Genomic DNA, 26,551 nt, shown 5'->3' on the forward strand with positions numbered 1-26,551 from the left:
CGCACGTCTTCCTTCCGCCGCCCCTCGGTCACGATCTGGGACCGGCCCGGTGAACGGCTGGCTCCTCGCGGCCGCAGTCGTGCTGGCGCTCGGCGTTGCCCCGGCTCTGTGGGGGGCGACCACCGGCCCTCTCCGGCGCCGGGTCGTCGCACAGAACGTCGCGGCCCTCCTCGTGTGCCTGGTCATGCTGCTGCTCGCCCAGGGCTACGCCCGCCCCTCGTACATCGACCTCGGCCTGGTCCTGGCAGTCCTGGGACCGGCCGGAACGCTCGTCTACGCTCGTCTGCTCGCCGCCGAGCTGGCGGCCGATCCGCCCACCGCCCGGGTGACACGCGCCATGACGGTCCTGTCGGCGGCGGCCCCGCCGCTCGTCGTGCTGCCGCTCTGCGTGGCGACGGGCCCGGGGCGGTCCCTCGTGAAACTGCTGCTCATCGGGGCGCTGCTTACTGCTGGAAACACCATCTCCGGCCGGGCGGTGTCGGGCACGACGTCCCTCCCCCGGGAGGCACATGATGGCTGATCTGCTGGTCGTCCTGGCCCTCACGCTCGTCGTCGCCGCCGCGACCGCCGCCGTCCTCACCCGGGACCCGGCCCGTCAGGCACTCGTGCTGGCTCTGCTCGGGCTCGCGCTCGCCGTCCTGTTCACCGCTCTGCAGTCTCCGGATGTGGCCCTCTCGCAGCTCGCGGTCGGCTCCGCGCTGACGCCGCTGATGCTCCTGCTCACCGTCCGCAAGGTGCGTGGCCGTGGCCATCGCGGCGGCCGGAAGAGGGGGCGCGCGTGAGCAGGAAGGCACGGCTGTGGCTGTTGGCGGTGGGGGGCATCGGCGTGGCCGTCCTCCTCGCTTGCGCAGCTTTCGACCTGCCCGGCTTCGGCGGCACCTCGCACCCGTACGGGGAGCGCGCGGTCCGCAGTGCCCTTGCCCGGCACACCGCCAACGTCATCTCCTCCGTCAACTTCGACCAGCGTGCCTTCGACACCCTTGGCGAGGAGTCCATCCTGTTCGCCGCCGTCCTCGGCACCGTCGTCCTGCTCCGCGAAACCCGCGACGAGCACAGCGAACCGCCCGAGACGGTCCGGGTCGATCCACACGTACGTCGCTACGCGCTGATCGCCCTGCCCGTCACTCTGCTCATCGGCCTCTACATCATCGCGCACGGTCAGCTCAGTCCCGGCGGCGGCTTCCAGGGCGGCGTCATCGTGGCGACCGCGCTGCACCTCCTCTACATCGCCATCGACTACAAGGCGCTCGAGCGCATCAGACCGGCCGCCGCGTACGCGATCGCGGACGCCGCGGGCGAAGCCGCGTACGTTCTCCTCGGCACGGCAGGGCTCCTCGCCGGGTCGGTGTTCCTCGCCAACTTCCTGCCGTACGGGACGTTCAACACCCTCTCCTCCGGCGGCACCGTCCCGCTCCTCAACGCCGCGATCGGCGTGGAGGTGGCCGGCGCGACCGTCGTGCTGCTCGCCCGGTTCCTGGACCAGGCCCTGGAGATCGAGGGCGGCGGGACGGGCGGGACTGGCCGACAGGACGAGGAGGCGAACCGGTCATGAGCGTGCTTCCGTATCTGGCAGCGGGATGGGTCTTCCTCGTCGGCTGCTACGGGCTGGCCACGAGCCGCAATCTGATCCACGCGGTGGGCTGCCTGTCCGTATGCCAGAGCTCGACGTACGTGCTACTGCTCGCCGTGGGCTACCGCCGGGGCGGAACCGCCCCCGTCTTCTCCGACATCGCCCCCGGCTCCCGCCCCGTCGTCGACCCGGTCGTCCAGGCTCTCGTCCTCACCGACGTCGTCGTGGGCGCCACGGTCACCGCCTTGCTGCTCGCCCTCGTCATCCAGACCGCCAAACGGCACGGCACCGTCGACCCGGACGAACTGTCGGAGCTCCGGGGGTGACAACCGCGCAGCTCCTGCCCCTGATTGTGGCTACCCCGCTCCTCGGCGCGGCACTTCTGGTCGCGGCGGGCCGACGGCTGCCCAGGTTCGCCGCCGAGGTTCTGGGCTTCGCCTTCTCTGCGGGCGCTGCCGCGTGGGCCGTCGCCCTCCTCGTACTCTCGCCGTCGGCGGGCTCGCGCGCCGTCGAGTGGATGGGCGGATGGCGGCCCCGCGACGGCGTGAGCGTGGGGATCGTGCTCGTCGGCGACCGGGTCGGCGTCGGACTCGCCGCTCTCACCTCCGTCCTGGTGGTTGCCGCTCTCGCCTACTCCTGGCGGTACTTCGACGAACCGCCGCACCAGCACGCGGGCTCCTTCCCCGCTCTCATCCTGCTGTTCCAGGCCGGTATGTGCGGATTCGTTCTCACCGGTGATCTCTTCAACGCGTTCGTCTTCTTCGAACTCATGGGCGTCGTCGCCTACGCCCTCACCGGCTACCGGGTGGAGGAAGCCCGGGCGGTTCAGGGCGCGTTGACGTTCGGCATCATCAACTCACTGGGCGGCTACACCACGCTGTTCGGCATCGGTCTGCTGTACGCACGCACCGGTGAGCTCGGCCTCGCGCAGATCGGCGGACGTCTCGACGCGCACCCGCACGACGGACGCCCTGACGTGCTGGTCCTGGCCGCCTTCGTCCTGGTCCTCACCGGTCTCCTCGTCAAGGCGGCGGCCGTCCCGTTCCACTTCTGGCTGCCCGACGCGCATGCCGTCGCCCCGACGCCCGTCTGCATCCTGCTGTCAGGAGTCATGGTCGAGCTCGGCGTCTACGGCACGGCACGTGTCTACTGGACCGTGTTCGCCGGCCCCGGCGGCATCCCGGGGCCCAGCGTGCACCGCGCCCTGCTGACCCTCGGCGTGCTCACCGCCCTCGTGGGTGCCGTGATGTGCTGGCAGCAACGCCACCTGAAGCGGTTGCTCGCGTTCTCCAGCGTCTCCCACACGGGCCTGTTCCTCGTCGGCGTCTCGGTCCTCAGCCCGGAGGGCCTCGACGGCACCATCCTGTACGTCCTCGCCCACGCGGGCGTGAAGGCCGCGCTGTTCGCCTGCGCGGGCATCCTCCTGAACCGATTCAGCAGCGTCGACGAACACGAACTGCACGGCCGGGCACGTCAACTCCCCCTGGTCGGTGCGCTTTTCGCGGCGGGCGGGCTGGCTCTCGCCGGACTGCCGCCCTTCGGTACGGGCCTGGGCAAGGCCGTGTCCGAGGAGGCCGCGGGGTGGTGGCCGACCTGTGTCTTCGTGGCCGCATCGGCACTCACGGGAGGAGCCGTCCTGCGTGCCTCCGCGCGGATCTTCCTGGGCTGGGGTCCCCGTCCCTCCGGCAACCTGGAGACCACGACGGGCAAGGACGAGGAGCCGGAGACAAGCGGCCCGCTGAGGCGCATCCCGGACACGATGCTCGCCGTACCCGTAGTGCTCATGGCAGGTGCGCTGGCCGTGGGGCTGGTGCCGGGGCTGTGGCCGGCCGTGGGCCGGGCGGCCGACGCGTTCACCGATCACGCCGGATACACGGCCGCTGTACTGGGGACAGCAGAAACGGCGCCGCCCCCGGTCACACCCGCACCCCACTGGACGGGAGTCGGGGTCGCCCTGGGCCTTCTCTCCTCGGCCCTGGCGCTCGCCCTGGCCTGGACGGCGGTGCGCCGGCCCGCCACGGACGAACGGGCGCGCTGGGCCGCGCCCCTCCACCGTCTCCAGTCGGGCCACCTCGGTGACTACGTCGCGTTCACACTGGCGGGCATCACGCTGCTGACCGCGCTCCTCTTGTAGCGATACGGGCCTGGCCCTGCGAACCTCGCGCAGGCCGGCTCATCCGCATTCCCGACACGATGCTTGCCTGACCGGCTGTTCTGCTCGCCGCCACCCTCGCGTTCGTCCTGATCGCTGCGGGCCGGCACCGGCGCCGGTCGCGCCGCCCACTGCTTCACCGACCACATTGGCTACGTTGCTGAGGTGACCCATGCCATCGCCACGGTCCGTCCAGCACGCCCCCGCCCTGGCGCGCCGCCGGAGTGCTGCTCGGGCTGCTGTCCACGGGCTCGCGGCCATGCTCGCCCGGACAGCCGTGCACCGCAGGGCGTGGTACCGCGCGCGCCGGGTACTACCCCTAGCACGACTACATGCAGAGCACGTCAGTGACTACTCCGTCTTCGCGGTGCCGGGTATCGCGAAGATCGCCGTACTCCTCCTGCGAGCCGTAGCTCAAAGACGGGTGCGGCCCGTGAACGGATCTGGTGCCCGGAGTGAGGGCGGGTTCCCCGACCCCACTCTCGCATTGCCTCGCCCCTGCTCACGACGAAGGTGGAACGATGTCTGACGCCCGGCAGAAGCGAAGTGATCCGGACGAAGACAGCAGGACGACTGTCACCGTCTATGTCGCCCTCGGTGCCAATCTCGTCATCGCGCTGGCCAAATTACTCGGTGGGCTCGTCTCGAACTCGCCCGCCCTGCTGTCCGAGGCGGCGCACTCGGTGGCCGACAGCCTCAACGAGGTCTTCCTGCTGGCCTCGCTCAAGCGCAGCACCCGCGACGCGGACGCCAAGCATCCCTTCGGATATGGCAAGGAACGCTACTTCTGGTCCCTGCTCGCTGCCGTCGGCATCTTCGTGATGGGCGGCTGCTTCTCCTTCTTCCAGGGGATCGAGGCATTGCGTTCGGGCGGCTCCGAGACTCACACCGGCTACGTCGTCGTTCTCGCCGTGCTCGGCGTCGCGCTCCTCGCGGAGGGTTCATCGCTGGTGAGGGCTCTGGTTCAGGTCCGCGGCAATGCCCGGCACGCCTCGCGTGGCATGGTGCGCGAGATCCGCGCGGGCGACGACCCGGCCCTGCGGACAGTGCTCGCCGAGGACTCCACCGCCTGCCTGGGTGTCGTGCTCGCCATCGTTGGCGTGGGCCTGCATATGCTCACCGACAACATCGCCTACGAAGCCTGGGCCTCGCTCCTCATCGGTGTCTTGCTCGTCTTCGTCGCGTTCCAACTGGCAGGCCAGTCACGCGATCAGCTGATCGGCGAGGCTGCCGACCCTGTACTGCGCCGCGAGATCCACGAGTTTCTCGACGAGCAGCGGGAGATCGATGCCGTCAGCACCCTGCTGACCATGCGCCTGGGCACCCGCTCCACACTCGTCGCCGTCCGCGTCGACCTGATTGGCGGTATGGACAGCGAGGATGTCGAAGAGGTACTCGTCCGCATCAAGTCGGACATGACCCGCCGCTGGCCTCTCGCCGACCAAGTCTTTCTGGATGTCACCGAGGCCACCGCGAAGGACCGTGCCCGTGCCGCCGGTGAACGACGTGAGCTGGACGCGACAGTCGAGGCACAGGAGGCACGCGACTGAACCGAGGACGAAGACAGGGGCGCCCTCAGGAGTGCTCCGAGGGAGCACGAATACCCATGGCAGCAGAGAAGCCCGCTCTCTGGAAAACGGTACGGCCGCCCGGCAGTTGACGCAGTTGCCGCCGACGTCGCGTCGCAGGGGTCGCCGAACTGCCGGGATGTGCGGCATGGCCGACATGGGACGTGCGTCGCGCGACGGCCGGCCTCCAGCGGGTCGTCGCGTGACAGTCCGTTGGAGGCCGATGCCGAGGGTTTCACCGCTGTCGACGGGTGACGTCGATACGGCGGGGCACACGGAAGTTGGGACGCACGTGATGATCGCCTTTGGCATCATCACGTGCCAGACGCGATCCGGTACGCCCGGGCGTAGCCGGGGCCGGCGATGCAAGGCCGGACCGAGTGCGCGCCGACGAGGCGCACGGCTGCCGCACAAGTCGCTCCCGCCTGTACGCAGACGCGGCATCACCTCGCACGAGACATGGCCATCGATGAAGAAAATCAACTTTCGCAACAGGCCCGGGTGCTCCGGCGCCGGCCCACACGTCTCCCTCAGCGCGCAGGGCGGCGCGCGGCCAGAAGATCGGCGTGGGGGGCGTGCACGACTTGCAGGCCCTGTGCCTCAAGTTCTGCGCCGATCTCCGCAGCGCTGGCCGGCCAGAGCTCGAATGTCTCCCGCTGCTGGCGCAACACCCGTCCGTCTCGTTCGACGTGGTAGGTGAAGACCATGCGCACGAACCCCGCATCGGGTTCTCGGGTGATATCCGCGCCGTAGATGTCCGGGCCTACCCGGACCGGCCCGAGCCGTCCCACCTTCTCGCGCCCGGTCGGCAGTTCGGTGGGCGGAGGGTCGAAGAGCAGGAGCCCGTCGGGCAGGAGCGCGCGGCTGACGGCCTGCCAGGTGGAGCGTCGGGTGGCGGGGTCGAGGCAGGCGATGATGTTGGAGGCGACGGCCAGGTCTGCAACTTCCTCGAGTCCCGCACTCTCGATGGACTCGGGGTGAAGGGTGACGCGGGCACGCTGGTCAGCGCCCAGACCAGCCAGGCGGGACAGCAGGGCGGCGCGCATCGGGGCCGCCGGCTCGACAGCGTGGATCGGCGCGGCGGACGCGGTCAGCAAGGTCTCTGTGACGATCCCGGTACCCGCACCGACATCAAGGATCCCGTGCCGGGCGTGGCTGGCCGCCTCGGCGAAGCGCCGTTGTGCCAGGCGACGGTCGGTTTCACCCTGGAGCAGATCGTAGAACTCGACAGAGACCGTGTAGCCGGCGCCGAACATCTCACCCACGGCAGTGCGGCCCAACGAAATCGGGCGCGCAGAGGGCAGGGTCCGCGAGCACACCGCCGTTGGAACAGGCGCGCCGTCCGGCAACACCGAGGTGGCCTTCCAGGCGCCGGCCGCGCGCAGGGCCCGCTCGCCGAGTCCGCGGGACGGCACCACTACAAACGGCACCTTGGCCCGGGCCGCAGCCTGCACGCCCTGTGGGGCTGTGGCGGGCGACCAGCGCTTGGGGCGGCCCCACGCCCGCCTTCTTGAGAGCAACAGGCCCGCGGTCGGGGACGGGCTTACCAGTGTCCACACCCTGCGCTCTGGTACCGGTGTCGGTCACGGCATCCGCGTCCAGGACACACCACCTCGCCGCAAGGTCCCTCGCCGAGGCCGGGAAAGCGAGGACGATCGTCCAGCCGCGCCCCTTCACCGTCCGCACCAGCCCGGACATACCGACAAGGGCCCGCATGTGGGACCGCAGCCGGGCGGACAGCTCCTGATTCGCCGTTCCGACCGCCCCGGCCCCGCCACAGTCCTCACGATTGGCGGGCACGTGGTCCGGCAGCTCGTCACCGCACGTGCTGCTCACTCCGTCGATGCGCGCCATCGCCCGGCGGTGGCGGCTTTGGGCGAGCGCCGAGGTCCAGGCGATCGGGTGCCAGTAGCTCACGACGAGCGGAGGACCATCGGCATGGAGCAGCGTCACGACCCGCATCAGCTGCCTCCCTCACTCGAGCCTCGTCTGCCTGTTCTCGACCCTACGATCAGCCCACCCTCACGGCACGGTCTCCACGGCCGTTTGCCAGCGTTGATCAGGGAAACCCGCACCGTATGACACATCACGCTGGCGCTTGCCGCACCGTGGTGGTCACCGGCACCAGCGGTGGCATCGGGCGCACGTGCGTTACTGCGTTCGGCGCCCGGGGCGACCGGCTCGCGCTGATCGTCCGCGGCCCGGGTGGCCTGGACGGAGCGTGCGCGAAGCCGGACGAGCCGGCACCGCGAGAGTGATCGTCACTGAAACGCGAACACAGCCTCGGCCGGTAGGAGCCGTGATCATGGGAACTGTGCCTGTACCAACCGACCCCGACGTGACCCCCGTGCCGCCGCCCGAACCCCCGCCTCGCCCAAAGCCCCCGGACCCTGGCGAACCGCCCGATGGGCCGAAACCGGGCGAGCCGCCAAGTCCACCGGATCCCCCGAAACCGCCCGGCTCACCCGTCCCGCCACCTGAGCCGCCCGCGCCCCCCGGCCCGGACGAGCCCGACCCTGCGGAGCCGAAGCCGGGTCAGCCTTCCCCGATGGAGCCGCCGGACTGACGGACCCTGCGGGTGACGGCACAGGGCACCGGCCAGCCGACCGCCCGGCACGTTCACCGAGCGTGCGCAAGGGCACACGGCGGCCGGTCCACGGAGTTCCAAAGCCCTGTTGGACTTCCAGGGAAGCTGTCGCACCGTGCGCGAGACCTCGAACTCGTCGCTGAGGATCACGACGTCGACCGAGCGGAAGCCGGGCGGGATGTCACGGTCGGCGCGCCGTCCTACGGGTGCGCGGCGTCGTGGTGGACGGTGACGCGCAGGGCCGCCCTTCGACCAGGTGGCGTCGCCCTTCTTGCGCCATCGGCCCCGTCCGAGCCACGCGTCGATCTGCGTCAGGTACGCCTCGATCCCGGCGTCCGGGGCGAGCACCGAGTGGCACAGATACAGGTCCGCGAGGGCAAGGCGCGGCACGGGGAACGTGTAGTTCGGGCGTTGCTCGACGAGGCCGTCAGCTGCTACGGCGCGGTCGAGCTGGTCGCCGTCTCGTGCATCGCCGACGGCCCCGCCACCTGGGTCGCGGAAGCCGTCCTCAAACGCGGGGCCGCCTGGAAGTAGTCATCCCGGCCACCGAGTACCGGGCAGGCCTGCCCGAGTGGCACCACGAGGTGTGCGACCGGCCGATGTCCCGCGCGGCCGAAGAAGCACGTAGCGAGGATACGCGGAGCGCGCGGGCCCGCCACCATCCGGCCATTGCACCGCGACTCCATGAGAAGGCATGACCGAGTCGACCAGCGAAGCGCACCAGACGGGCAGCGAAATCCTTGTCGGGCTCTCTGACGAGCTGCTCGCGGTCTGGGACGGGAAGCCCGCGCGCGGGTTCGGCGGGACCGCGGACGTGGTGGCGCACGCGGAGCGGACCGGAATGCCGTTCCGGGTGCTGCGACCCGAAGACGCCGGCCGCTGACCCACACCGCGACCAGCGGCCCGCCCCGACCGGGGCGGGCCGCTCCCATGTCTGACACGGCTACACGTGGCCGCAGCCATGCGAGTCGTACTGAGCCGCGATCCGCTGCACCGCGGGGCGACTGCACGCCGCGCTTCTCGCCGATGGCCTCGGAGCGACCCGCGTTCGGGCGGCGCCGCGAGGGAGCAGGAGGAGTGCTCTCTCTAGAGGCCACGCAGGCAAGGGCAAGGGCAAGGGCCCCTCCGCACACTCAACCAGCTGCGGTGAACGATGGATTGACGGAACGACACCGGAAAGGCAAAGATCGACAGACACTGATTTTGACAACGTTGTCGTAGGAGAGAGGATCACGATGAGAGCGCTGAGACGCGTGTTCACCGCCTTGTTGATCGTCACCACCATAGCCACGGCTTCCGCCACCTCCGGCGTCGCGAACGCCAAGGAGCGGGGGCCGAAGTTCGCTGATGACCCCACCACGCTGGTCGACACGTCGATCGGCAACAACGGCGACGGAACCACCTTCCCGGGCGCGGCCGCTCCGTTCGGCATGGTGCAACTGAGTCCTGACACACAGCTCAACAAGTACGCCTCGTACGACTATGCGCAGGACACCATCCTCGGCTTCAGTCACACGCACCTCTCGGGCGTCGGCTGCCAGACGATGGGCAACTTCCGGTTCATGCCGACCACCGGTGCGGTCACCTCGTCCGACCCGGCGCAGTACGGTGCGAAGTTCAGCCATGACAACGAGACCCGCGCTCCCGGCTACTACGGCGTGAAGTTCGACAACGGCATCAAGGCCGAGCTCTCCGCCACCCAGCGGACCGGCCAGCACCGCTACACCTACCCCGCCGGATCAGGCTCCGAGAACGTACTCATCGAGGCCGGCCAGAGCAACGGCAGCACCTACGCCGGCGACGTCAAGGTGGTCGGCAACGACACCGTGGAAGGCTGGGTCCAGGGCGGCAACTTCTGTGGCGAGACCGGCAAGGAGCGCTACCGGGTCTACTTCAGCGCCAAGTTCGACCGGACGTTCTCGACGTTCGGCACCTGGACCGACGGCACCCTCACGCCGAACCAGCGCGAGGCGTCGCGCGGCACCAAGCGCGCCGGTGCCTGGCTGACGTTCGACCCGGCCAAGGGCGACCAGGTCGGAACGTCGGTGGGCCTGTCCTACACCTCGATCGACGGCGCGCGCCTCAACCGCACCGCCGAGCAGCCCAAGTCGTTCGACAAGGCCCGCGCCGGCGCGCACGACGCCTGGCGCGGCGAGCTGAACCGGATGCGCGTGGCCGGCGGCAGCACCGCCGACCAGCGCACGTACTACAGCGCGCTCTACCACTCGCTGCTGCACCCGTCGATCGGTTCCGACGTCGACAACCGCTACCGCGGCTTCGACGACAAGGTGCACCGAGCGGATTCCACGTACTACCAGATGTTCTCGCTCTGGGACACCTACCGCTCGCAGAACCAGCTGGTGGCCCTGCTGCATCCGGACAAGGCCGCGGACATGGCCAAGTCGGTGCTGCACATCTACCAGGACGGTGGCTGGCTGCCGCGCTGGGGGCTCGGCAACAGCGAGACCAACGTGATGAGCGGCGATCCCATCACCCCGTGGATCGTCGACATCTACAACCGCGGCCTGCTCGACAACCGCACCTCGCACCAGCTCTTCGACGCACTCTGGAAGAACGTCAACGAGGTCCCCTCGGACCAGTCGCTCTTCCGTGGCCGTGACGGCAACCCTACGTACGTCAAGAACGGCTGGGTCGGCTATCAGAACCTGCCCGGCTACACGTACGGCGACAGCCGCCAGGCCGGCTCGGCCACACTCGAGTACGCACTCGGCGACTGCGCCCTGTCCACGATGGCGGACGGCCTCGGCTACAAGGACAAGGCCGCGACGCTCGCCTCGCGCTGCGACAACTTCACGAACCTCTGGGACTCCGGCGTCACCTCACAGGGCTTCTCCGGGTTCCCGGTCACGAAGAACGCGGACGGCACGGTCGCCGGCGACCCCGACCCCACCCAGTCCGGGGCGTTCCACGAGGGCACCGCATGGCAGTACCAGTGGCTCGCCCAGCAGGACCCGCAGACCCTCTTCGGTCTCATGGGCGGCCAGGCGGCTGCGGAGCAGCGGCTGGACAAGTTCTTCGACATGCCGACCGTGCTCAGTGACCCGGCCAAGGCGGCTTCGGAGTCTTGGGTGAGCGGCGCGTACGACTACCACAACAATTTCGCCTTCAACCCCAACAACGAGCCCGACTTCCACACTCCGTGGATGTACTCGTGGACCGGCGCCCCGTGGAAGACCTCGGCGGTGCTGCGTGCGATGCGGACGCTCTTCACCGACGACGTGTACGGCATGCCCGGCAACGACGACCTCGGCGCCACCTCGTCGCTGCTCGTCTTCGCCATGGCCGGCGTCTTCGAGGCCCAGCCGGGTTCCGCCAACTACATCGTCACTGCGCCCATGTTCGAGAAGGTCGAGATCCGGCCTGAACACGGACGCAGGATCAGCATCGAGGCGCCGGGCGCCGACGCCTCGAAGCTTCAGTACGTGTCCTCCGTGAACACGGGCAAGGGCACGTTGCACCAGAGCTGGCTCTCCCACAAGGATCTGCTCCGCTCCGGCACGATCAAGATCGACCTTTCCGACAAGCCCACGACCTGGGGCGTCAACGCCGCCCCGCCCGCCATCAGCCAGAACTGACGATGTCGGCTGCGGCCCCTCCACACAGGGGCCGCACTGCGGCTGCCCGTGCACCGGAGGGTGTGCGGGGGCAGGAGGTGGGCGAGCGCGACGGCCTGCCGTCCGTGGGCACGAGACACATCCGCAAGACTGCCTTTCCCATCAACGGACGTGCGGTGCGACCGGCGCGGCCAGGGCGGCTCCCCAGTCGTGAACGGACCCGTCTCGCAGTCGGTTGACCGGCAGGTACTCGCGCTCATACCCGCGGTCAGGCTTGACGGGCGCGGGACGCGAGGCGGTCGGCGAGAGCGATGACGAGGTTGCGAAGTTCATCCGGGCGCTCGATGACGAACGGCCGGTCAAGTGAGGCGAGTACCGACGGCAACCAGTCGAGCGTTTCCGCCCGGAGCTCGACTCGCAGCCAACGCTCGGTCCCCGGATCCACGCGTGCCGTGGGCGCAGTCTCCTCCACACTCGCAACGCCGGCCGGAAGGCGGACGCGGATCTGATCGACCGTCCCGTGGATCCGCAAGGTCACCGCATACCGGTACTCAGCCGTGGCGAACCCTGACAACACGCGCTGCGCCGGATCAAGTCCGGCGGGGACCTCGAACGAGCCGGGAAGGGTCCTCGCGGCCGCGATGCGATCGAGCCGGAACGTCCGGTCCTCGCCGATCTCGGGGTCCGTGCCCGTGACGTACCACCGGCCCGAATGGGCGACGATCCCGTACGCGTGCAGCGGGCGTTCGCTGCGTCGGCCGTCGCGGTCCGTGTATCTGATCGAGAGCGGTCGTCGGTGGCGTACCGCATCGGCGACGGTGAGCAGGACCTCGCCGTCCGGGATTGCGAACTGGCCGGGCGAAGCCGTGAATGCGAGGGATTCCAGGACCGCGTCGAGCCTGCGGGCCAAGCGCTCGGGCAGGACCCTGCGGATCTTGGCCGCCGCCGTCTCGCTCGCCGTGTCCGCCGTCGTCAGCCCGCCTCGGCGGCCGGCGACCAGGCCGAGCAGGACGGCGAGTGCCTCGTCGTCGCTGAGCATGAGCGGAGGCAGGCGGTATCCGGGGGCGAGCCGGTACCCGCCGTAGCGGCCCCGCACCGCCTCCACCGGCACGTCGAGGTCGTTCAGCTGGTCCACATAGCGCCGCACGGTCCGCCCGTCGACGCCGAGCCGGTCGGCGAGTTCAGCCACCGTCCGGACGCCGCCCGACTGCAGCAGTTCCAGGAGAGTCAGCACGCGCACGGTAGGTCGAGACATGGTTCAGAACCTAGCGCGAATACCGGGCCGATTCTGTCCTCTATTCGTTCTAGCCTGCGAAGGACAGCGGCTCCGCCAACCTGGGAGAACACCATGGACTTCGTCTCGATCCGCATCATCACCGGCAACGTCGCGCGCCTCGTCGAGTTCTACGAGAAGGCCACAGGGGTGTCGGCGACCTGGGCCACCGAGGACTTCGCCGAACTCGAGACCCCCAGCGCCACCCTCGCGATCGCCGGAACCCGCACCGTCCCGCTGTTCGCTCCGGGTTCCGCCCGCCCGGCGGACAACCACAGCGTGATCATCGAGTTCCTCGTCGACGACGTGGACCGCGTGCACGGGAACCTGACCGGCCTTGTCTCCGACTTCGTCAACGAGCCCACCACGATGCCCTGGGGCAACCGCGCACTGCTCTTCCGCGACCCCGACGGCAACCTCGTCAACTTCTTCACCCCGGTCACCCCGGCCGCGATCGAGAAGTTCGCTCGTTGACACCAGACACAGCTGCCGGCGCGGGAGCCTGGCAATCCAAGGCTCCCGTTCAACGGGTCTCAGGAAGTCACGGAATCCCCCCGAGCACGCGCCGCGTAGCGGCACAGCAACGAGCGGGACCGGCCCGAGTCTCCCTCCTTCAGCGCAAGGCCAGCGCGACGGCTCCGCCGGCCCGCCAGACGAAATCTCCGGCGTGTGCGGTGACGACGAGGGTGGATCGCGGGGTGGTGGGCGCCTTGCCGTGTGTCATGGGCCGAATCTCCTTGCTGGACAGGAAGGTCGGCCCACCCCCGTGGCGCCCGTGCCGCCACGGCTCGGCTGCGGCGCGCCGGGTGGCCGTGAGAGTCTGCGGGCGGAACACCGGGTGCGGGGCGCAAATGAGGACGGGACGGCATGGGACCAGCGGCGGGGCCGGACAGATGGAGCACGGTGCCCGAGGGGCTCGGTGCGGCGATACGGGATACGGCCGAGGAGATAGCCGCGCTGTTGCGCGCGGACGCCGACATGGAGCTTCCGGTGCCGGGGTCCCAGTGGAGCGTCGGAGAGGCGGCCGCGCATCTGGCACTGGCCAACGAGCTGATGGCTGACATCGCGGCGGGACATGCGCGCAGTTACGGAGACGGCACACCGCAGAGTCTCGCCACGGCCAACGAACAGGCACTCGCCACGTTCGGTGAGCGGGAGGCCGAGCCGCTGGCCGCGATGATCGTAGAGCAGGCCGCCGCGTGTCTGAAGGCGCTGGAGGAGCGGCGCACGGAAGGGACCGTGGTCAGTCCGCTGGGGCCGATGGGGCCGGATGTGCTGGGCTCGTATCTGCTCACGCACATGCTGGGACACGGATACGACCTCGCCCGCGCGCTGGGACGTGCGCACATGATCGACCGAGAGCGGGTGCGGCTGACGCTGCCCTTCATGCTGACGGCGATGCCACGGGTGACCGACGCGTCCGGCACCGCCGGGCTGAGCGTCCGCTACGCGATCCGCCTGTGGGGTGGCGGCCGGTTCGACGTGCGGGTGGCCGCGGGCGCGGTGTCGGTCGGCGAGCGGCTGTCGGGGCGTGCGGACTGCACCATCCTCATCGAGCCGGTCACCTTTCTCCTGATGGCGCTCGGGCGCCGTGGCCAGTGGGGCGCCCTCGCCCAGGGCCGCATCCTGGTCAGGGGGCGCAAGCCCTGGCTCGCTCCGCGCTTCCCAGCTCTCTTCAAGGCACCCTGACCACGATGGATCGCGGGGTCGAAGCCCGGCTGCGGCATGGAAGCCGCGGGTGACTGGGCACGCTGGAGGATTTCCAACGCGGCCAGGGGCCCGGCGCAACCCGGTCACGTGTCACGTCGACGCAGTAGTAGTTCAGGGCGTCGCGCAACGCGCCGCGCCCACGACGGTGTTCGGCCCGCAACGCGAGATGGACTGGCGAGGTCACCGGCCCCTTCTCACAGAGCATCGCGTCAGTGAGTGCCTGCGATGCAACCTTCGAGGCCAGAGGTCACAAGCTGAGCGAGGCCGCCTGGCGCTCAGTCGTCGAAGTAGGCCTTGGCTACGGCGTAGCTGTCCTCGTACAGGTGGTAGCGGGTGATCCGTCCGTCCCGGACTGTGGTGTGCAGGGCGAACGCGGTGTCGATGTCCCGGACCCAGGGAATACCGGGCGGGTGCGGGATGGAGAACGACACCGAGTCGGCGAACAGCGCCGCCGCCTCCGCGCTTTTCCCGTCGGCGAGCGGCGGGAACAAGCGTTGCACAGTCTGCGCCGGTGACTCTGCTGTCATCCATGTCGACGTTACAGGTCGCGTCGGCGCCAGGCGCTTGATCGAGGGGCGGCCTCCGTGAGGCCGCCCCTCGATCAAGCCATCAGCCCGGGGTGGATGCAGCAGCCGTGGCATCGCCCCGAGGGCCGACACCAAGCCCTGCCCCTGGCGTGCTAACCCGCGCTACCGCGGGTCACGTGCACACCTGCGCCGACCGTGGCCACTTGGGTGCTGCCGTAGCCGGCGCACTCTCCGTATTCCTTGACCCACTTGGTTGAACCGGACAGGGATCCGGAGGACGGTCCTCCGAACGTGACGTCGTACCGCGGCTGCTGGTCACAGCTGGGCACGTTGTAGTACTCGATAAAACCCGCCTGGGAGGCCTTCAGGTTGCCGGAGCCGGCGGGCAGCTTGTAGGTGCCGACGGGGATTCGCTGTCCATTGTTGGTGTCGACGACGGTGCCCGACCAGGTGTCCGTTCCGACCCGGGCGATCTCGACGCGGAAGGTGTGGCCGTACACGGCGTCGAAATCCACTCCGCAGCTGACGCCGGCGCCGCCGTCGGCACCGTCCGAACAGTTGGCGTGGGTGCTTGTCGTGCCGCTGATGAAGGAGGAGAACACCCCACGCAGGCGCTGGTGCCCGTTCGCATCCGGCCGCGGCTGCAGTCCTGCGTACCCGATGTCGCTCTGTCCGGTGAACCCGTACTGCATCGCGAAGTAGGTCCCGGCCACGTGGGCGGTGCCGGTGTTCACGGTGATCGGGAAGTTGAGGGATGTCAGTCCCTCACTGGGAGCCCCGTCTACTGTCCACGACAGCAGTTCGTTCCCGCCGAAGGTCTGCGCCTGTGCGCCAGGTGCCGCGATGAACGGGACGAGTGCGGCGAGGGCTGCTACCGCAACGCGTGTCAACGCTCGTTTCATCTGATGCTCCTCAAGGGGGTGTTGAAGGTGAGCAGGGCCGTGAACGTCTGGGCACCGCCTTCTCGCATGAGTGCTGCAGGCGGTAACGACTGCGCCGCCACGTCCGCAATAGCAGGCATGCACCTGACAAATTCAATCCCCGCGCAACGTGCTGCTACTTGCCCCCGAAGGGGCACTGCGACGACAGCTGCCGCACCAGTGGTCACATTCTTCGTTCGTCAAAACTCTGCGGCCCAATTGCCTGCGGAAGACTATGGCGCCCCGCCCGAGGAGTGTCAATACATGCTTGCAAGTGCGCGACTCCAAGCAGAATCAATCATTGAGGCGGCAGGTTGTCCAGGATGCGCCGCAGGCCCTCCGCCCGGTAGGCGCGCTGCGTGTCCTCACCGCGAACGACCCCGTCATTGGCGAGCAGTTGAGCGGCCACCGGCGACCGGAACGTCACGTCGTCAGCGAGGTGCGACAGCCAACGATCACCTGACCCCAGTCCCGCGCAGCACAAGCAACGCCACGTCCACCACCGCCACGACCACGGCTGCACCGAACGCCGTCCGCTCCCGGAAGCGCCCCATTACCGTCCCTGTCGCCGCGACCAGGACGGCCACCGCGAGGGCCATCGCTCCCCATCTGTCGGGTGGTCCTGCGGGGCCCAGCGCCAGAACCGCCGTCGCGGTCACCAGGGGGACCGGGAGCAGCAGGCGCGCACCATCAGGCCCGAATCTGTGCGGCCATCCCCGTACACCCAGCGCCAGATCCGAGCGAATGTCCGGCAGCACATCTCCCAGATGGGCTCCGACTCCCAGGAGCGCACCGGCGGTGACGACCCACCAGGGCGGCCACGGTTGCCCCGGCAGTCCCAGCGCCACGAACGACGGGAGCGTGGCGAAACCCACCGCGTACGGCACCCAGGACCATGCTGTCGCCTTGAGTCGTAGGTCGTACGCCCACGCCGCCGCCACGCCCACGAGGTGAACCGTGCCCGCCCACACACCACAGGCCAACGACAGCGGCACGCACAGCGCCAGCGCGACGTATGCGGCCACCCACACATGCCTCACGTCGATGGCGCCGTCGACGACGGGTTTGCCATGTCGGCCGGCGGCGATGTCCCGGCGTGCGTCGAAGGCGTCGTTGCACCATCCGATGGACAGCTGACCTGCCAGAACGGCGACCGTGGTGAGGACGAGACGCGCGGTGCCCTGGCCGGAGGTCACGACCATCACGGCCGTCAGAGCGGTGACCACCACCACGGGTGCGGGGTGGCACGAACCGGCCAGACCGACCGCCCGGCCCGCCCAACTCACGGTCGCGCCGTCGGCCGCCGCATGCTCGGGAGTGCCCACCCGGCCGATCGTAGACGCCCCGGCCCCGCCCGGCCTGAGCACGCGCCCGTCGCCGAACGGCCGGACGGGCGATCCCTGGTGCCGAGCCCTCGGCATGGGGAACACGTGGAGAGCAAGCCAGCCCAGTCGGTCATCGGACGGGAACCTATGACGCGGATCGCTGCCGTTCACGGCGCCCTCGCACCGCACCGTCGCGCCCAATCCGAGATCACCGACATGGTGGCCCGCACGTGCCTGCCTGAGGGCACCGACCGCAGGGTCCTGGACCGGCTGCACCGCGGCGCCAGGGTCGACTCGCGCCACATGACGCTACCCCTCGACCAGTACCGGGAACTGGACGGGTTCGGCGCCGCCAACGACGTCTTCATCGCTGCCGCCACCGACCTGGGCGGCCGGGCTGTCCGGGACGCACTGCGCATGGCCGGGCTGTCGGCGGCGGACGTGGACCTGCTGATCTTCACCTCTGTCAGCGGCATCTCCACCCCGTCGATCGATGCCCGGCTCGCTGTGCGCCTCGGACTGCGGCGGGACGTCAGAAGACTGCCCATGTTCGGACTGGGCTGTGCCGGCGGCGCCGCCGGTCTGGCACGCATGCACGACTACCTCGTCGGCCGGCCCGACCACGTGGCGGTGCTCCTGTCGGTCGAACTGTGCTCGCTCACCTTCCAGCGCAATGACGCCACCATGGCCAACCTGGTCGCCACCGGGCTGTTCGGCGACGGGGCCGCCGCCGTCGTCGGGTTCGGGTCACACCGCCCGGCCGAGACCGCCGGCCCGACGATCGTGGACACCCGCAGCCACCTCTATCCGGACACCGGGCGACTCCTGGGCTGGGACGTGAGGGACACCGGCTTCCGGGTCGTCCTGGACCCTCGGGTCCCCGACGTCATACGCCGTCACCTCGCCGACGACGTCAAGGGGTTCCTCGAAGACCACGGACTGAAGACGAAGGACGTAGCTGCGTGGGTGTGCCACCCCGGCGGCCCCAAGGTGCTGGAGGCTGTCGCCGAGGCACTCGACCTGCCCTGTGACGCACTCGATGTGACCTGGCGTCACCTGGCCGAGGTGGGCAACCTGTCCTCGTCGTCGGTGCTCCACGTGCTGCGCGACACCCTGGCCGACCACCGCCCGCCGCCGGGCACGCCGGGTGTGCTGCTTGCGATGGGGCCCGGCTTCGCTTGCGAACTCGTACTGCTGCGCTGGTAGTTCGGATCCCGGAGGACAGAGGACACATGATCTGGTACGGACTGCTGGTGGCCGCCGCCGCAGGCGAGCGCGTCGCTGAACTCGTCGTCGCCCGTCGCAACGAACGGTGGAGCGCGGCCCGCGGGGCAACCGTCTCCGGGCAGGGCCACTACCCGGCGATGGTCGCCCTCCACACCGGGCTGCTGGGTGGCTGCCTCTACGAGGTATGGCTCGCGGACCGTCCTTTCCTGCCCGCACTGGCCTGGCCGATGCTCGCCCTGTTCAAGGCTGCCCAGGCCCTGCGGTGGTGGTGTGTCAGGACGCTCGGGCCCCGCTGGAACACCCGGGTGATCGTCGTACCCGGACTACCTCTGGTGACAGGAGGCCCGTACCGCTGGCTGCGGCACCCCAACTATGTGGCCGTCGTCGCCGAGGGCGTCGCCCTTCCGCTGATCCACACCGCCTGGGTCACGGCGACCTTGTTCACCCTGCTCAACGCCGCTCTGCTCACCGTCCGCATTCGCTGCGAGAACCGGGCCCTGGCCGCGTCGACCACGCCCGTTTCGGCGTGATCGACGTACTGGTGGCGGGCGGCGGCCCGGCCGGTCTGGCCGCCGCCATCCACGCCGCGCTCGCCGGCCTGGACACAGTCGTCGTCGAACCCCGCACCGCGCCCGTGGACAAGGCCTGCGGCGAGGGCGTCATGCCGAGCGGTGTCGCCGCACTGCGAGGACTGGGCATCCAGGTCACCGGCCACGAACTGCGCGGCATCCGCTACGTGGACGGCACGGCACGCGCCGAAGCGTTCTTCCGCGAACGTAGCGGGCTGGGAATCCGCCGTACGACGCTCCACGCCGCGCTTCACCAGCGCGCTCTTGATCTCGGCGTGCGGATGCTGGCAGGCAAGGTCGGCGAAGTGCACCAGAGCGCTGACTCCGTCACCGCGGCGGGCACGACAGCCCGCTGGCTGATCGCCGCTGACGGCCTGCACTCCCCCGTGCGGCGAACGATGGGACTGGAGACGCCGGGCGTCAAAGACGGCCGCTTCGGACTTCGCCGGCACTTCCGCGTCGAGCCATGGACCGACTTCGTGGAGGTCCACTGGTCCGGTGAGGGCGAGGCCTACGTGACTCCGGTCGGCGAGGACCTGGTGGGCGTCGCGATCCTCAGCCGCTGTCGCCGCAGCTACGACCAGCACCTCGCCGGCTTCCCCACCCTCACGGCGTCGCTCCGCGGTGCGACGGCGACCGACGTACGGGGCGCGGGACCACTGCGGCAGCGCGCTCGGCGCAGAGTCGCCGGCCGTGTCCTGCTCGTCGGTGACGCCGCGGGCTACCTGGACGCCCTCACCGGCGAGGGCATCGCTCTCGGCCTTGCGACGGCACGGGCAGCCGTCCGCTGTCTGGCCGCCGGACGACCGCAGGAGTACGAGCGCGCCTGGACGCGGCTGACCCGTCGCCACCGGCTGCTGACCGGCGCCCTCCTGGCCGCGGGCCGCCGCCCCGGCACCGCCCGCCTCGTCGTCCCGGCGGCGTCCCGGATGTCACCGGTGTTCGCCGCGGCGGTTCACGCGTTGGAGTAGGGGAGCTCTGATCGCCCCACACCTCCTGTTCGGGATCAGCGGACCGCTTGTGCAGACCACCAGGGCCATTCGGAGGTTCTGCTGTAGCGGCCGCCGCCGGCCGGGCTTCGCATTGGGCAAAGTGGACAAGTCGCCGCGCACCATGTGGCGACAGGGCTCTGGGAGGACCGTATGACCGCTTCGTCACCCGCCACCGACGTACCTCCGGCCCGGTACGACGACCTGCGAGCGCTGGTGTTCAACTGCACCCTCAAACGCTCACCGGAGACGAGCAACACCCAGGGCCTGATCGAGCGCAGCACCGCGATCATGGAAGCCCAGGGCATCCACGTCGACGTCGTCCGGGCCGTCGACCACGACATCGCCACGGGCGTGTGGCCCGACATGACGGAGCACGGCTGGGAGACCGACGCCTGGCCGGACCTCTACCGTCAGGTCATGGCCGCCGACATCCTCGTGCTGGCCGGACCGATCTGGCTGGGCGACAACAGCTCCGTGACGAAGCGGGTGATCGAGCGCCTCTATGCCTGTTCCAGTCTTCTCAACGACGCAGGACAGTACGCCTATTACGGCCGCGTGGGCGGCTGCCTGATCACCGGCAACGAGGACGGCGTCAAACACTGCGCGATGAATGTCCTCTACAGCCTGCAACACCTGGGATACACCATCCCTCCCCAGGCGGACGCCGGATGGATCGGTGAGGCCGGCCCCGGCCCCTCCTACCTCGACCCGGGTTCCGGCGGCCCTGACAACGACTTCACCAACCGCAACACCGCGTTCATGACCTGGAACCTGCTGCACCTGGCCCGGGCGTTGAAAGATCTCGGTGGCATCCCCGCCTACGGCAACCAGCGCACCGCCTGGGACGCCGGCTGCCGCCACGACTACGAAAACCCGGAACACCGTTGACTTGCTCCTCGGGCTGAAGCCCGGGGATTCTGGCCTTCCCTGATGTTGCTGCGCCGCTACGCGACGCGGGCGGCATCGGGGAGTCCGTGGCTTCCTGTTTCGCTGCGCTGTGCCACGACCGGGGCCGTGGTCTTATCTGCGCTCCGCAGGCTGTGACCACCGAGTCCGGCGGCCTTTTTCACGTTGATCGCGGCGTTGATGTCCCGGTCATGCACCGTGTGGCAGCCGGGGCAGGTCCACTCGCGGATGTGCAGGGGCTTGGGGCCGTCGATGCGGTCGCAGACGTGACAGGTCTGAGAGGTCGGCACAAACCGCCCGATCTTGATCAGGGTGCGTCCGTAGCGCTGGGCCTTGTACTGGAGCATGGTCACGAACTGGGACCAGCCCGCGTCGTGCACGCTCTTGGCCATCCGGGTGCGCGCCAGTGCCCTGACCGCCAGGTCTTCCACACCGATCGCTTGGTTATCGCGGATCAGCTTCGTGGAGAGCTGGTGGTGGAACTCGCGGCGCGCATCGGCGACGGCCGCGTGGCCGCGGGCGACTTTGAGGCGGGCCTTCTCGCGGTTGCTGGATCCCTTCTGCTTGCGGGCCAGGTTGCGCTGGGCCTTTTTGAGTTTCTTCTCCGCGCGGCGCAGGAACCGCGGGTTTTCGATCTTTGTGCCGTCGGAGAGGATCGCGAAGTGCTTCAGGCCCAGGTCGATACCGGTCTGGTGGCCGGGGCCGGCGGGCCCGAAGCGCTCCAGGTCGGCGGCAGGGTCGGTGTCGATGACAAAGCTGGCGAAGTACCGTCCGGCGCTGTCCTTGATGACCGTGACCGACGAGGGCACCGTGGGCAGGGTGCGCGACCACCGCACCTTCACCTCGCCGATCTTGGGGAGCAGGAGGTGTCCGGCGTCGGTGAGTTTCCAGCGGGCGTTCGCGGTGAAGCGGATGGCCTGGCGGGTGTCTTTGCGGGACTTGAAGGACGGCTCCCCGAGCCTGGGGCCCTTGCGTTCACCCCTGAGGGAGGCGAAGAAGTTGCTGTACGCACTCTCCGCGTCGCGCAGAGACTGCTGCAGCACCACCGAGGAGACCTCGCCCAGCCAGGCCCGCTCCGGGGTCTTCTTCGCCTCGGTGATCAGGATGCGGGACAGGGCGCCGGTCTTCGGGAAGGGGAGCTTGTGTTCATACGCGGTGCGCCGGGCACGCACGGCGTCGTTGTAGACGACGCGGGCACAGCCGAACGCCCGTCCCAGAGCGGCCTGCTGGCCGCGGGTCGGGTACAAGCGAAAGCTGTACCTCAGCTGCATGAAGGGAAACCGTACCCGGTGCGGTGATGCCGGGCAGAGGGAAGATCCATACTGATCACCGACGCCTTCTTCTGATCACGTATGCGCTGACACCGAGCAGGGCACTGCCCTTCTCCGATCTCACGCGTTCACCTGTGCCCCAGTCCAGCTCCGCCGGAAGGCAACCACACCGCTCCGCGGCAGGCCTTGCCTACGACGCGTTGGGCCGCTCCGCGGCCCGCAACACTGCGCCGCTCTGCGCCGCCACCACATGATTCGCTTCACCCTCGGCGTAAGCGCCGGAGCACTGCGAATGAAGCTGGTAGCGGCACCCGCAGGGAAACGGACCATCTCGCCCCGGCATCGGTCAGATGCCGCGCACGCCGCGAAGGCACGCGTACCCCGGCAGCAGCAGCCGCGTCCCGTCAGCCCGCCGCACAACCGGACGCGAGGAAGCGGCCGTCCCACGGCTCACCACACCCTGGCGCTTCCTGCCCGAGAACGGGAACGCGCCACGACCACAAGCCTGTTCGCACTTGCGTACAGCACACCTTCGCTCGGATGAAGTGTTCAGATATCCCGAGCGACTCGCGAATCAACGGCAAGAAAAAGCGCACTGCACCATTCTCGGCTGCACGACCTCGACCTTGCCGAAAAGAGCACCCGCATCTTCGGCAGACGGCCGAACCCTCACGAACTCGCGGATCATTTCGGAGCAGCCTTTAGTGGCGCTCCCAGCCGAGTTTCTCCTCCGTCTCCGTACCGGCGCCGCAACTCCGACGTCGCCGGTACGTCCCATGCACCGGGGTAACTGCCCCTATTCCTGGGCTTCTTGGCGGCGGGTCTTCAGTTCGGGTCCGGCCCGGTGCAGGTGCGTGCCGAGTTTCCGTCCCTGGCCAAATCGACCGCTGGGGCCCGGAATTGGCCAGGTTCCACGCAGAGAGATGCGTGCCCGGAAGTCCGGAGTCGGCAGAGGACTTCAGCAGCTTCCTCCCGGTCCGAGCCGAGACCTTCACTGGCATATCGGTGACGATCGGCAACTGACCCAACTGACCTCCCATCACCTGCAGACCATCTTCTGAGCTCACGCACAAACTGAGCCGGCAAAGATCTCCGGGTGCCGCATAAGAGCCCTCACTGCTGAGCCTCGGGTATTCCGCGAGCTCAGCAGGTCGACGCGACGTGTATTCGCATGACGGAGCCCGTCGCCCTCGCCTCAGTCGATCTTTCCGCCGAGCCGCACACGGCGATGTTCAGGCATGATCCCGATCGACACCTGCCCATGGGCCTTGCAGGGGGGCACCTCTCGGCTCGCACGCCCCGGCCGATATTCACCGCAATCTACTACATAAGGTACCAAAAGCGACACGACACTATGTCCGTCTTTGCCCTTGAATCTCACATTTCACGTCATTAGCCGCGTGCATGACGCTCTGTCCATATCAGAGGTATTCACGCGAAATATCGCACTCTGATACACAATCGAATGGCATCCCAACCCGTATCCCCTTCAGTGAATCGCGTCACAGGGACGGACGCCGGCTCCGAGCTCCACTGAGCCCACTTCCCTTCCGCGCAAAGAAGGTTGGGCTTTTCGATCAAACAGAGCGGCGGGCTCTGGTGGCCAGAGAAAGGGCTCTCACATTCCCCTGTGGGAATTCTGGTCTTGTTCCGCCCGCTCCTTCTCGCCTAATGTCACCGTCAATCCGGATGGAACGCCGAATCCTGCCGCTGTCCGGAACCCCACCTACTCGGTTACTCACGGCAGGAGCGGGGGACCCAGTTAAGCCGCCGATCCGGTTTCCGGAACGGCTCGGGGTGAAGTCGCATTCGCAGTGCGTCCGGACATCTCCCGTCCGAACCCGACAGCTCACCTCGTAGGCGACGGAGAGGAAACAGAACATGCCCTCAAAGGGAAAGCACCGCCGCACCAAGTCCATCTCGCTCACCCGGGGAATCGCCGTCGCAGGCACGGGCGCGGCTGTGCTCGTTCTCCCGGTGCTCGGCGCGACCAGCGCCGGCGCGGCCCAGGGCGTCCCTGCCGCAAAGAGCGCCGCGGCCTCCACGACGTACGTCGTCGCCCAGGGCGACTCCCTCGTCAAGATCGCCCGAGAGCACTCTCTGAGCGGCGGCTGGAAGAAGCTGTACCAGGACAACCGAGCCACCGTCGGTGACAACCCGGGGCTGATCCACCCCGGCATCAAGCTCACGCTCGGCACGAAGAGCCCGGCCAAGCCCGCGGCCACCAGGGCGTCCACCGAACGGGCCGACCGCTCCGAGCAGCGGACCGCGCTCACCGCAGCCCCGGCGAAGAAGTCCTACACCAACAACCTCGACGGCTGGATCAAGGAGTCGCTCGACATCATGGCCAAGCACGGGATTCCCGGCTCCTACGAGGGCATCCACCGCAACGTCATGCGCGAGTCCTCCGGCAACCCGCTGGCCATCAACAACTGGGACTCCAACGCTGTCGCAGGCACCCCGTCCAAGGGGCTCCTGCAGGTCATCGACCCCACGTTCGCCGCCTACCACGTGGCCGGCACCTCGATGAACAGCTACGACCCCGTCGCCAACATCACCGCCGCCTGCAACTACGCGGCCGCCAAGTACGGCTCGATCGACAACGTGAACGGCGCGTACTGACAGCCGGTTTCACCATCAGACTCGCAGTCGTCGCGGGCGGACCGGGCTCGTCCCGTGCCTGCCGTACGAGTAGGACCTCCCCAACGACTGCCTGTTGAAGCGCATCGATGATGCCGTGGCCCTGAAGTCCCGTAAGCACGAAGGGACTTCAGGGCCCGTTTACGTCCTGTCCAACCCCTTGCGCGCCATGACCCCCGTGCATATCCTCCCCGCGAATCGAAGCGCTTCGACACCAGGGAGAGACACAGCATGGCAGACCCGCACCCGGTCATCCCCGGGTTCCACCCGGACCCCAGCGTCTGCCGCGTCGGCGACGACTACTACCTCGCGTGCTCGAGCTTCGAGTACGTCCCCGGGGTGCCGCTCTTCCACAGTCGCGACCTGGTGCACTGGCGGCAGATCGGCAACGTCCTCGACCGGCCCGGCCAGTTGCGGCTGCCCTGGGACACACCCTCTTCCGCCGGGATCTACGCGCCCACGCTGCGCCACCACGACGGCCGCTTCTGGCTGATCGTCACCAATGTGAGCGAGGACGGCGGCAATCTGCTCGTCTCCGCGACCGACCCGGCGGGCCCCTGGTCGGACCCGGTCCCGCTGCCCGGTGTCCCCGGCATCGACCCCGATCTCGCCTGGGACGAGGACGGCGCGTGCTGGGTCACGGTCGCCGGGATCTCCCAGGTCCGCATCGACCCGTACACCGGCGAGACGTTCGGCGAGCCGCGCCCGCTGTGGTCCGGAACGCCGGGCGCCAAGGCTCCGGAGGCGCCGCACCTGTACCACGTGGGTGACCATTGGTACCTGCTGATCGCCGAGGGCGGCACCGAGCGTGGGCATGCCGTGTCCGTGGCCCGCGGCCCCGCGCCCACCGGCCCCTTCGAACCTTGTCCGGCCAATCCGGTCCTGACCCACCGCAGCACCGATGAACCCGTCCAGAACACCGGGCACGCCGATCTGGTGCAGGCGCCCGACGGCACGTGGTGGATGGTGTTCCTCGGGGTGCGGCCGCGCGGCGGCACCCCCGGCTGGCACGTGCTCGGCCGCGAGACCTTCCTCGCGCCGGTGACCTGGGAGGACGGCTGGCCGGTCGTCGGCCCGCCCGCGACGGGCGGCCCCGCGCCCGCCTCCGCCGAACCCTTCACGGACGACTTCGACGACACCGATCTGCAGCCCTGCTGGATCTCGCTCCGTCACCGCTCCCCGCGGCACTGCACCACGAAGGAACGGCCGGGTCGGCTGACGCTGCACGCCCTCGGGGACGGCCTCGACGCCGGCGACGTCACCTTCGTGGGCCACCGGCAGCAGCACCTCTCCTGCCGCGTCCGCACCCACCTCGACCCGGCGGACGGCACCGCAGGCCTCGCGGTCCGGCTCGACGAGCGGCACCACTACGAGATCGAGGCCGACGCCGCCGAAGTACGGGTGATCGCCCGCGTCGGGCCGCTGCGCACCGTGGTGGCCTCTACCTCCCGGGCGACGGCCGGCGGGCCGCTCGTTCTCGGCGTCGACGTGGCCTGCACGGACAGCCCTCGCGACGCGCGCACCGGCCCTGACACGCTCACGTTCGGAGTCGAGGAGCAGGACGGCACGTTCACCGCCCTCGCGGCCCTCGACGGCCGCTATCTGTCGACCGAGGTCGCCGGCGGGTTCACCGGCCGCGTCATCGGCCTGTACGCCGCGACCGGCACCGCCCACTTCGACTGGTTTCGCTACGAACCGCTCGCCATCTGAACCCGACCGCCGGCCGGAGCCACTGAACT

The 26,551-nt window shown here is 69.2% G+C and carries 25 protein-coding genes, 1 pseudogene and 1 riboswitch; of the genes and pseudogenes, 18 read left to right on the forward strand and 8 right to left on the reverse strand.

The window, feature by feature from the left end:
- Positions 1-49 precede the first annotated feature (49 nt).
- The 6 genes from OG456_RS48040 (at position 50) to OG456_RS48065 (ending at position 5,272) form a co-directional block, all read left to right on the forward strand.
- Entirely contained in the window at positions 50-520 is a 471-nt protein-coding gene (locus OG456_RS48040) for a monovalent cation/H+ antiporter complex subunit F (protein ID WP_266571406.1), read from the forward strand.
- On the forward strand, positions 513-782 hold the full coding sequence (locus OG456_RS48045; RefSeq protein ID WP_266571791.1) for a hydrogenase subunit MbhD domain-containing protein: 270 nt from the start codon (positions 513-515) through the stop codon (positions 780-782). The genes OG456_RS48040 and OG456_RS48045 overlap by 8 nt, the downstream gene beginning before the upstream one ends.
- On the forward strand, positions 779-1,552 hold the full coding sequence (locus OG456_RS48050; RefSeq protein ID WP_266571407.1) for an MnhB domain-containing protein: 774 nt from the start codon (positions 779-781) through the stop codon (positions 1,550-1,552). Before OG456_RS48045 ends, OG456_RS48050 begins: the two co-directional genes overlap by 4 nt.
- Positions 1,549-1,896, forward strand: coding sequence for a sodium:proton antiporter (locus OG456_RS48055; RefSeq protein WP_266571408.1), 348 nt, complete (start codon positions 1,549-1,551; stop codon positions 1,894-1,896). The genes OG456_RS48050 and OG456_RS48055 overlap by 4 nt, the downstream gene beginning before the upstream one ends.
- Complete coding sequence (locus tag OG456_RS48060; RefSeq protein WP_266571410.1) at positions 1,893-3,704, forward strand: complex I subunit 5 family protein; 1,812 nt, start codon at positions 1,893-1,895, stop codon at positions 3,702-3,704. Before OG456_RS48055 ends, OG456_RS48060 begins: the two co-directional genes overlap by 4 nt.
- A 539-nt stretch (positions 3,705-4,243) precedes the next feature.
- On the forward strand, positions 4,244-5,272 hold the full coding sequence (locus OG456_RS48065; RefSeq protein WP_266571411.1) for a cation diffusion facilitator family transporter: 1,029 nt from the start codon (positions 4,244-4,246) through the stop codon (positions 5,270-5,272).
- 548 nt (positions 5,273-5,820) lie between these two features.
- Here OG456_RS48065 and OG456_RS48070 read toward each other — a convergent pair.
- On the reverse strand, positions 5,821-6,708 hold the full coding sequence (locus OG456_RS48070; protein ID WP_266571412.1) for a class I SAM-dependent methyltransferase: 888 nt from the start codon (positions 6,706-6,708) through the stop codon (positions 5,821-5,823).
- A 660-nt stretch (positions 6,709-7,368) separates the two neighbouring features.
- On the opposite strand from OG456_RS48070, the gene OG456_RS48075 reads away from it, so the two are divergent.
- The 4 genes from OG456_RS48075 (at position 7,369) to OG456_RS48090 (ending at position 11,473) form a co-directional block, all read left to right on the forward strand.
- Complete coding sequence (locus tag OG456_RS48075; protein WP_266571413.1) at positions 7,369-7,548, forward strand: hypothetical protein; 180 nt, start codon at positions 7,369-7,371, stop codon at positions 7,546-7,548.
- A gap of 680 nt (positions 7,549-8,228) precedes the next feature.
- Positions 8,229-8,411: a hypothetical protein gene (locus tag OG456_RS50730; RefSeq protein WP_323136477.1), complete on the forward strand. Its 183-nt coding sequence runs from the start codon at positions 8,229-8,231 to the stop codon at positions 8,409-8,411.
- Positions 8,412-8,571: 160 nt separating this feature from the next.
- Positions 8,572-8,760, forward strand: coding sequence for a hypothetical protein (locus OG456_RS50735; RefSeq protein ID WP_323136478.1), 189 nt, complete (start codon positions 8,572-8,574; stop codon positions 8,758-8,760).
- Between the two features lie 352 nt (positions 8,761-9,112).
- Positions 9,113-11,473: a GH92 family glycosyl hydrolase gene (locus OG456_RS48090; protein WP_266571415.1), complete on the forward strand. Its 2,361-nt coding sequence runs from the start codon at positions 9,113-9,115 to the stop codon at positions 11,471-11,473.
- A gap of 247 nt (positions 11,474-11,720) precedes the next feature.
- Here OG456_RS48090 and OG456_RS48095 read toward each other — a convergent pair whose 3' ends face one another.
- Positions 11,721-12,707, reverse strand: a complete 987-nt coding sequence (locus tag OG456_RS48095) for a YafY family protein (RefSeq protein ID WP_266571416.1) — start codon at positions 12,705-12,707, stop codon at positions 11,721-11,723.
- A gap of 93 nt (positions 12,708-12,800) precedes the next feature.
- Between OG456_RS48095 and OG456_RS48100 the strand changes: the two genes are divergently transcribed.
- Entirely contained in the window at positions 12,801-13,199 is a 399-nt protein-coding gene (locus OG456_RS48100) for a VOC family protein (protein WP_266571417.1), read from the forward strand.
- Between the two features lie 148 nt (positions 13,200-13,347).
- Here OG456_RS48100 and OG456_RS48105 read toward each other — a convergent pair.
- Positions 13,348-13,449: pseudogene (locus tag OG456_RS48105) on the reverse strand (PIG-L family deacetylase); the annotation flags it as partial.
- Positions 13,450-13,592: 143 nt separating this feature from the next.
- On the opposite strand from OG456_RS48105, the gene OG456_RS48110 reads away from it, so the two are divergent.
- Positions 13,593-14,414 (forward strand): maleylpyruvate isomerase family mycothiol-dependent enzyme, encoded by an 822-nt coding sequence (locus tag OG456_RS48110; protein ID WP_266571418.1) that lies wholly within the window; start codon positions 13,593-13,595, stop codon positions 14,412-14,414.
- Between the two features lie 296 nt (positions 14,415-14,710).
- Here OG456_RS48110 and OG456_RS48115 read toward each other — a convergent pair whose 3' ends face one another.
- The 4 genes from OG456_RS48115 to OG456_RS48130 all read right to left on the reverse strand — a co-directional run bounded on the left by OG456_RS48115 (position 14,711) and on the right by OG456_RS48130 (position 17,207).
- Entirely contained in the window at positions 14,711-14,962 is a 252-nt protein-coding gene (locus tag OG456_RS48115; RefSeq protein ID WP_266571419.1) for a hypothetical protein, read from the reverse strand.
- Positions 14,963-15,114: 152 nt separating this feature from the next.
- On the reverse strand, positions 15,115-15,864 hold the full coding sequence (locus OG456_RS48120; RefSeq protein WP_266571420.1) for a hypothetical protein: 750 nt from the start codon (positions 15,862-15,864) through the stop codon (positions 15,115-15,117).
- A gap of 316 nt (positions 15,865-16,180) precedes the next feature.
- Positions 16,181-16,309 carry a hypothetical protein gene (locus OG456_RS48125; protein WP_266571421.1) on the reverse strand — a complete coding sequence of 43 codons (129 nt, stop codon included), beginning with the start codon at positions 16,307-16,309 and terminating at the stop codon, positions 16,181-16,183.
- A 28-nt stretch (positions 16,310-16,337) separates the two neighbouring features.
- A complete protein-coding gene (locus OG456_RS48130) occupies positions 16,338-17,207 on the reverse strand; it encodes a UbiA family prenyltransferase (RefSeq protein WP_266571422.1) in 870 nt (289 codons plus the stop codon).
- 147 nt (positions 17,208-17,354) lie between these two features.
- Here OG456_RS48130 and OG456_RS48135 point away from each other — a divergent pair, with 147 nt between their 5' ends.
- From OG456_RS48135 to OG456_RS48150, 4 genes are all read left to right on the forward strand, one after another.
- Positions 17,355-18,413, forward strand: coding sequence for a type III polyketide synthase (locus OG456_RS48135; protein WP_266571793.1), 1,059 nt, complete (start codon positions 17,355-17,357; stop codon positions 18,411-18,413).
- A 26-nt stretch (positions 18,414-18,439) separates the two neighbouring features.
- Positions 18,440-18,964 carry an isoprenylcysteine carboxyl methyltransferase family protein gene (locus OG456_RS48140; RefSeq protein WP_266571423.1) on the forward strand — a complete coding sequence of 175 codons (525 nt, stop codon included), beginning with the start codon at positions 18,440-18,442 and terminating at the stop codon, positions 18,962-18,964.
- Entirely contained in the window at positions 18,961-19,974 is a 1,014-nt protein-coding gene (locus OG456_RS48145) for an NAD(P)/FAD-dependent oxidoreductase (RefSeq protein ID WP_266571424.1), read from the forward strand. Before OG456_RS48140 ends, OG456_RS48145 begins: the two co-directional genes overlap by 4 nt.
- 171 nt (positions 19,975-20,145) lie before the next feature.
- Positions 20,146-20,883 (forward strand): flavodoxin family protein, encoded by a 738-nt coding sequence (locus OG456_RS48150; protein ID WP_266571425.1) that lies wholly within the window; start codon positions 20,146-20,148, stop codon positions 20,881-20,883.
- Between the two features lie 56 nt (positions 20,884-20,939).
- Here OG456_RS48150 and OG456_RS48155 read toward each other — a convergent pair whose 3' ends face one another.
- A complete protein-coding gene (locus OG456_RS48155; RefSeq protein ID WP_266571426.1) occupies positions 20,940-22,172 on the reverse strand; it encodes an RNA-guided endonuclease TnpB family protein in 1,233 nt (410 codons plus the stop codon).
- Between the two features lie 1,685 nt (positions 22,173-23,857).
- A riboswitch (cyclic di-AMP (ydaO/yuaA leader) is annotated at positions 23,858-24,050 on the forward strand.
- A gap of 3 nt (positions 24,051-24,053) precedes the next feature.
- Between OG456_RS48155 and OG456_RS48160 the strand changes: the two genes are divergently transcribed.
- Together OG456_RS48160 and OG456_RS48165 are read left to right on the forward strand one after the other, a co-directional pair.
- Positions 24,054-24,794: a LysM peptidoglycan-binding domain-containing protein gene (locus OG456_RS48160; protein ID WP_266571427.1), complete on the forward strand. Its 741-nt coding sequence runs from the start codon at positions 24,054-24,056 to the stop codon at positions 24,792-24,794.
- A gap of 249 nt (positions 24,795-25,043) precedes the next feature.
- On the forward strand, positions 25,044-26,522 hold the full coding sequence (locus OG456_RS48165) for a glycoside hydrolase family 43 protein (protein WP_266571428.1): 1,479 nt from the start codon (positions 25,044-25,046) through the stop codon (positions 26,520-26,522).
- Positions 26,523-26,551 lie beyond the last annotated feature (29 nt).

The sequence above is a fragment of the Streptomyces sp. NBC_01446 genome (assembly GCF_026340095.1).
GTDB classification, from domain to species: Bacteria; Actinomycetota; Actinomycetes; order Streptomycetales; family Streptomycetaceae; genus Streptomyces; species Streptomyces aureus.